Genomic DNA, 5,074 nt, shown 5'->3' on the forward strand with positions numbered 1-5,074 from the left:
AGCCCGCGGCGCCTGCCGGCCGGCGCCTGCCACCGGCCCCGGCGCCGGTGGGCGTGGGCCTGGACTCCGCGGCAGTGCGCGCACGCATGGTGCAGAAACTGGCGGCGGGCGGCATCACCTCGCCGGCGGTGCTGCAGGCGATGGGAACGGTGGAGCGCCACCGCTTTGTGGACAGCGCGCTGGTCAACCAGGCGTATGAGGACACGAGCCTGCCCATCGGCCTGGGGCAGACCATCTCCAAGCCCAGCGTGGTCGCGCGCATGTGCGAGCTGCTGCTGGGCGCGGAAGCCGCGCGCGGCGGGCTGGGCCGGGTGCTGGAGATCGGCACGGGCTGCGGCTACCAGGCCGCGGTGCTGAGCCTCCTGGCGCGCGAGGTCTACACGCTGGAGCGCCTGCGGGGCCTGCACGACAAGGCGCGCCACCACCTGCGGCCGTTTCGCCTGGCCAACGTCCACCTGCTCTTTGGCGACGGCACGCTGGGCTATGCCAAGGGCGCGCCCTATGCGGCCATCATTGCAGCGGCCGGCGGCGATGCCGTGCCCCAGGCCTGGTGCGACCAGCTGGCCGTGGGCGGGCGGCTGGTGGCTCCCATGGCCGTGGCGGGCGGCCAGCAGGTGTTGCTTGTGATCGACAAAACCCCGCACGGATTGAAACAAAACGTGCTCGAGCCCGTGCATTTTGTCCCCCTAAAATCGGGGATTGCGTAAAGGGAATTGCTTATGTTCGTATCGCGTGGTCTTGTGGCTGGGTTTACCGTGGCACTGGCGGGTTTGGCGCTCACCGGCTGTGGCACCCGGCTGAACAAGGCTCCTGTGGAAGACCGGGGCACCTCCACTTCCACCTCCGCGCCCGCCCCGGCTGCGCAGCCCGGCGTGGTGGTCGCGCCGATCAAGCCGCTGCCCGGCGCCGAAAATGCCGGCAAGCCGGGCTACTACACGGTCAAGCCGGGGGATACCCTCATTCGCATCGGTCTGGAATCCGGCCAGAGCTGGAAGGACGTCGCCCGCTGGAACAACCTGGAGAACCCCAACCTGATCGAGGTCGGGCAGGTGCTGCGCGTGGTGCCGCCGGCTCCCGCATCGCAGGCGGTGGCGTCGGACACGGGCGTGGTCACGCGCCCTGTGACGTCTTCCGCGGTCACCCCGGCGGCGCCGGCCAGCGCGCCCGCGTCGGCGGCCAGCGCGCCGAAGTCTCCGGCCTCCGGGGCGGTCGTGGCCCCAGCCCCCGCCACGCCCGCCACGGCCCCCGCGGCCGGGGAGGACGAGATGGCCTTCATCTGGCCCGCGTCAGGCTCGCTGCTGGCGGGGTTTGACGAGGCGCGCAACAAGGGCTACGACATCTCCGGCAAGGCCGGGGACCCGGTGCTCGCGGCCGCCGATGGGCGCGTGGTGTACGCCGGGGCGGGCCTGCGGGGGTATGGCAACCTCGTCATCCTCAAGCACAACAATACCTTCCTCACGGCCTACGCCCACAACCAGACCCTGCTGGTGAAAGAAGACCAGTCGGTGCGCAAGGGCCAGAAGATTGCGGAGATGGGCAATACCGACGCCGACCGCGTGAAGCTGCACTTTGAAATCCGCCGCCAGGGCAAGCCGGTGGATCCGTCGCGCTACCTGCCCTCCCGTTGATCCCGGCCGCGCCGTTGATCCCCGTGGGCGCTGGCAGCCGTCCCCCGCAGCCAGCCGGGGTGGCGGAAGACTGGCTGGCGGAAGAGAGCGAAGACCCGGCCGGTGATGGCGCGGGCGAGCTCCGCAGCGTGCAGGTCGGGGCCGACCAGCATGCCGCCCGGCTGGACCGGGCGCTGGCCGAGCTGGTCCCGGAGTTCTCCCGCAGCTACCTGCAGCAACTGCTGGCGCAAGGGCTGGTCCACCTCAACGGCCAGCCCGCAACCAAGGCCTCTGCGCGGGTGAAGGCGGGCGACCAGCTGGTGCTGGAGATGCGGCCCACCCTCCAAAGCCAGGCGTTCCGCCCCGAGCCCATGGGCATCGATGTGGTGTACGAGGACGCCCACCTGCTGGTGGTGAACAAGCCGGCGGGACTGGTGGTCCACCCGGCGCCTGGCAACTGGAGCGGCACGCTGCTCAACGGCCTGCTCGCACGCGACGAAAAGGCCCTCACGGTGCCGCGGGCCGGCATCGTGCACCGGCTGGACAAGGACACCAGCGGCCTGATGGTGGTGGCCCGCGACCGGGCCACGATGGATGCGCTGGTGGCGCTGATTGCTGAGCGCAAGGTGCAGCGCCAGTATGTCGCCCTGGCCCACGGTGCGTGGGCCGGCCCGCCCACCCGCATGGTGGACGCCCCCATTGGGCGCGACCCGCGCAACCGGCTGCGCATGGCGGTGGTCGACCTGGCGGTCCATGCCGGCAAGCCGGCCCGCACGGACATCCGCTGGCTGGCCGGCGGTCCGGAAGGCTGCTGGGTGCAGTGCACCCTGCACACCGGCCGAACCCACCAGATCCGCGTGCACATGGCGTCGCTGCGGCACCCGCTGGTCGCCGATGCGCTGTACGGAGGACGTCCCGTGGGGGCCCTGCAGCGCCAGGCCCTGCATGCGTACCGCCTGGCCTTTGCCCACCCGGTCACCGGGCAGGCGCTGGAGTTCCGCGCCGAAGTGCCGGACGATATGCGCCAGGCCCTGGCCCTGTGGGGTCTCGGCTACAATGCGCCCTGACGGCCCGCCCGATCTCCGCCCGAAGACGTTACACCGCCGGGCCCGTGCGACGCGCCAGCGCCCTTGCAGAGCGCCCCATTGAATTGCCCCCTGCTGTTGATATGCCGCCCACGCGGTGCGTGGCATTTTTCCCAGGAATCGCTGAACCATGAACACGGTGGATGCCAAACGGGTCCTCGAAACCGCGCTGATCTGCGCGCAGCAACCCCTCCCGGTGCGGGAGCTGCGGGTGCTGTTCAACGACGAGCTGGGGTCCGATACCCTGAAGGCGCTGCTGCAGGACCTGCAGCTCGAATGGTCGCCGCGCGGCGTGGAACTGGTGCAGGTGGCCACGGGCTGGCGCTTCCAGAGCCGCCCCGAAATGCGCGAGTACCTGGACCGGCTGCACCCCGAAAAGCCGCCGCGCTATTCGCGCGCCACCATGGAAACGCTGGCCATCATTGCGTACCGCCAGCCCGTGACGCGGGGCGACATTGAGGATATTCGCGGGGTGACGGTCAACAGCCTGATCATCAAGCAGCTCGAAGACCGCGGCTGGGTGGAGGTGATTGGCTACCGGGAAACCGTGGGCCGGCCCGCCTTGTTCGCTACAACCCGGCAGTTCCTGGACGACATGGGGCTGCAGTCGCTGGACCAGTTGCCGGTGCTGGACGATCCGTCCGGCAACGCCAGCGTGCTGGAGGCGATGGCCGCCGCTGCGCAGGGAGAGATCGACCCGCCCGTCCAGGAGGATCTGCCCCAAGCCGAGGGTGCGAGCGAGAGGGCGCCGCAGCCCTTGGTGGAGATGGACCCGCCAGCCCCGGGCGACGCTGCAGAGGTGGGCGGCGACAGGGTGCAGGACCCCGGCGAGGTCGATATGCCGGCGTCGGAAGCGGCAGATGCGCCAGCCCCGGACGTTGCGCTGGCCGCGGACCCCGCGGCCACGCCGGTGCCAGAGGTGCCAGAGGTGCCAGAGGTGCCTGCAGCGGCCGATAAGCCCGCGTGGCCGCCGGTGGATGATTTTTTTCAGGATGCGGAAACAGAAGATGTCCGCGACGACAGTGCGGATGATGCCCACGGCAATGTCCAGGGAACTCATTGATGAACGATTCAACGCTCGAAACGCCGGCCGGTCTGCCGGAGGCTGAACCGGCAGCCGCCGCGCCCAAGAAGCCTGCGGCCAAGCGCGCTCCGCGCAAGAAAAAGGCCGAGACGGCCGAGTCTGCAGCCCCGCTGGAGGCGCCGGCCGCGGAGGCCGAGGCTTCGGCTGCCGGCGTTCCCGCCGACGCCGTGGCGCCTTTCGAAACAGCTCCGGCGGCGGTCCAGGCGATCGATGCCGTGGATGGGGCTGAGGTGTCCGAGCCTGCGCCCGCAGAGGCAGTCGCTGCGCCTGCCGATCCGCAAGGGCGCCAGCGCCCGGCAGGGGCGAATTTCCCCGCCGGTGGCCCGGCAAAGCGCGGCCGCGATGCCCGCAAGGCCGCGGCGCCGTCCGTGGAGGGCTACCAGTTCGAAGACGTGGTGTCGGGCCGCTTTGATGAGGACGAAGCCTCTGCCGAGGCCGTGCCTGCCAAGCGCGTGCTCCTGCCCCAGGTGGAAACGCCCAAGCTGCACAAGGTGCTGGCCCAGGCCGGACTGGGATCGCGGCTGGAGATGGAGCAGCTGATCCTGGAGGGGCGCATCTCGGTGAACAACGAGCCGGCCCACATCGGCCAGCGCATCCAGTTCGGGGACCAGGTCAAGGTCAATGGAAAGCCCATCCGCTACCGCATCGATCCGCCGCCTGCGCGCGTCATTGCGTACCACAAGCCGGTCGGCGAAGTGGTCACGCACGACGACCCGCAAAACCGCCCCACGGTGTTTCGCAAGCTGCCGCGGCTCCAGCAGGGCAAATGGCAGTCGGTCGGGCGCCTGGACCTGAATACGGAAGGGTTGCTGCTGTTCACCAGTTCGGGCGAACTGGCCAACAAGCTCATGCACCCCCGTTTTGGTCTGGAGCGCGAATACGCGGTCCGCGTGCTCGGGGCGCTCAGCAACGACGAAAAGCAGAAGCTGCTGGACGGTGTTCGCCTGGACGACGGTGTGGCCTCCTTTGGCTCCATCGAAGACGGCGGCGGAGAAGGCTCCAATTGCTGGTACCGGGTCACCATTTCCGAAGGCCGCAACCGTGAGGTGCGCCGCATGTTCGAAGCCGTGGGCCATGCCGTCAGCCGGCTGATCCGCATCCGCTACGGGGCCATGGTGCTGCCGCGCGGGCTCAAGCGCGGCGCGTGGCTGGAGCTGGACGAGGGCGACATCCGCGCGCTGGCGCAGGCTGCGGGCGCGAACTCCGCGGACAGCGCCGGGCGCGCGGGCGACGGGCAGCCGCCCGCCGGACGGGCGGGTGGCAAGCGGGGCCGGGGTCGCAATGGCCGCCCGGGCGAC

The 5,074-nt window shown here is 70.2% G+C and carries 5 protein-coding genes; all 5 read left to right on the forward strand.

Annotation, left to right across the window (positions count from 1 at the left end):
* The first annotated feature begins 26 nt into the window (after positions 1-26).
* Positions 27-707: a protein-L-isoaspartate(D-aspartate) O-methyltransferase gene (locus tag LWW96_RS07940; RefSeq protein WP_291485722.1), complete on the forward strand. Its 681-nt coding sequence runs from the start codon at positions 27-29 to the stop codon at positions 705-707.
* Between the two features lie 12 nt (positions 708-719).
* The gene (locus LWW96_RS07945; protein ID WP_291485716.1) at positions 720-1,628 is read left to right on the forward strand and encodes a peptidoglycan DD-metalloendopeptidase family protein; all 909 of its coding nucleotides are present in this window, start codon (positions 720-722) and stop codon (positions 1,626-1,628) included.
* Positions 1,629-1,687: 59 nt separating this feature from the next.
* On the forward strand, positions 1,688-2,674 hold the full coding sequence (locus LWW96_RS07950; protein WP_291485725.1) for an RluA family pseudouridine synthase: 987 nt from the start codon (positions 1,688-1,690) through the stop codon (positions 2,672-2,674).
* 148 nt (positions 2,675-2,822) lie between these two features.
* Positions 2,823-3,755 carry an SMC-Scp complex subunit ScpB gene (gene scpB, locus LWW96_RS07955; RefSeq protein WP_291485718.1) on the forward strand — a complete coding sequence of 311 codons (933 nt, stop codon included), beginning with the start codon at positions 2,823-2,825 and terminating at the stop codon, positions 3,753-3,755.
* Positions 3,755-5,074: pseudouridine synthase (locus LWW96_RS07960; RefSeq protein WP_291485720.1), on the forward strand; the 1,320-nt coding region annotated here is incomplete at its 3' end. The genes scpB and LWW96_RS07960, both read left to right, overlap by 1 nt.

Origin of the sequence: Acidovorax sp., assembly GCF_021287135.1 — a bacterium.
In the GTDB taxonomy this organism is placed as follows: domain Bacteria; phylum Pseudomonadota; class Gammaproteobacteria; order Burkholderiales; family Burkholderiaceae_C; genus Acidovorax.

Excerpts from the sequence above, each read along its gene's own strand:
- LWW96_RS07945 (WP_291485716.1), top strand. The coding sequence starts at position 720 with ATGTTCGTATCGCGTGGTCTTGTGGCTGGGTTTACCGTGGCACTGGCG.
- scpB (WP_291485718.1), top strand. The coding sequence starts at position 2,823 with ATGAACACGGTGGATGCCAAACGGGTCCTCGAAACCGCGCTGATCTGC.